The sequence below is a fragment of the Vibrio sp. A8-1 genome, assembly GCF_013048685.1.
Classification (GTDB): Bacteria; Pseudomonadota; Gammaproteobacteria; order Enterobacterales; family Vibrionaceae; genus Vibrio; species Vibrio metschnikovii.
In genome coordinates, this window is the sequence record NZ_VHTC01000095.1 from 1 (window position 1) to 1,022 (window position 1,022).

The 1,022-nt window shown below is 38.7% G+C and carries 1 protein-coding gene; it reads right to left on the reverse strand.

Annotated features, from left to right (window positions below; all coding sequences use genetic code 11):
* Positions 1-183: 183 nt before the first annotated feature.
* Positions 184-858, reverse strand: coding sequence for a hypothetical protein (locus FKN93_RS17375; protein WP_170905767.1), 675 nt, complete (start codon positions 856-858; stop codon positions 184-186).
* Between the last annotated feature and the right edge of the window lie 164 nt (positions 859-1,022).

Here is a 1,022-nt window from a genome sequence, read left to right on the forward strand (position 1 = left end):
TTCTAAATCAGACTAAGTTTTCCCATTAAAATTTATATATTGATTTTGCTGAGGCTCAATAAAGCATAACGCCCGCTTAAGGGGCTGACAACGCTACTACCAAGTTTCCGCATAACACCGTAATCACCAAAATCAACGCATAATAAAAATGCCACGCGTTGGAAGTCCCTCTTGAAGCGTTTGTTATAAGCTGGAGCCCAGGTTCTCGATGTTATCATCAATTTCGTTTGCTAGATCTTTCACGTTCCTCAAAAGCTCTAAAATTGATTCAACAGAAATATCTATCATTTGCCCATCTTTGTCATACCCAGCTCGATGAACACAATGGTGACGTAACTTTACGGCTTTGAACAACCAAGATAGGTTTCCAAACTTGTGATCTAGAACAGCTTGATACATTGACTTGATCTTCTTGACATCATGAAAGATCAAATCTTTCAAGTAAGTTGCCACTGTCACTTTAAGCGCATCTTTTTCTTGATAGATATCTTTGAGAGTAAACTTTCGTTTAGCAAATTCAGGATCTGTTTCTACCAACTTCCGAGTAAGTTCATCTGAATTACAAACATGATGGATGAACACTCCCGCTAAATACCCCTCAAAGGAAGAAACAACATGGGCATGAACCATAACTAAGAAGCTAAATTTTGCTTTTTCCGGAACTTCCAAATCGAGCATAATATCGACACTTTCAAGTTGATCCATTAATAATTGATAGTGTGGCTTATTCTCGTTTTCTAAATACCATTCACGCTCTTCATCATATGGATAAACGTTCTCTTCTAACCATCTATCCATAAACTCTGGATCACTTGCACTTCCACCATAACTTTCGCAAAAATCTGCGTAATCACCCATTAATTTGTCTCTCTAATCTAATTATTATTCGTGGCTTATAACGCCGCGTTAAGGGGCAGCCAACGCAACTGCCAAGCTTCCGCATAACACCGTAACCACAAAAACCAACGCATAATAAAAATGCCACGCGTTGGCTGTCCCTCTTGAACGCTTTGTTATAAGCA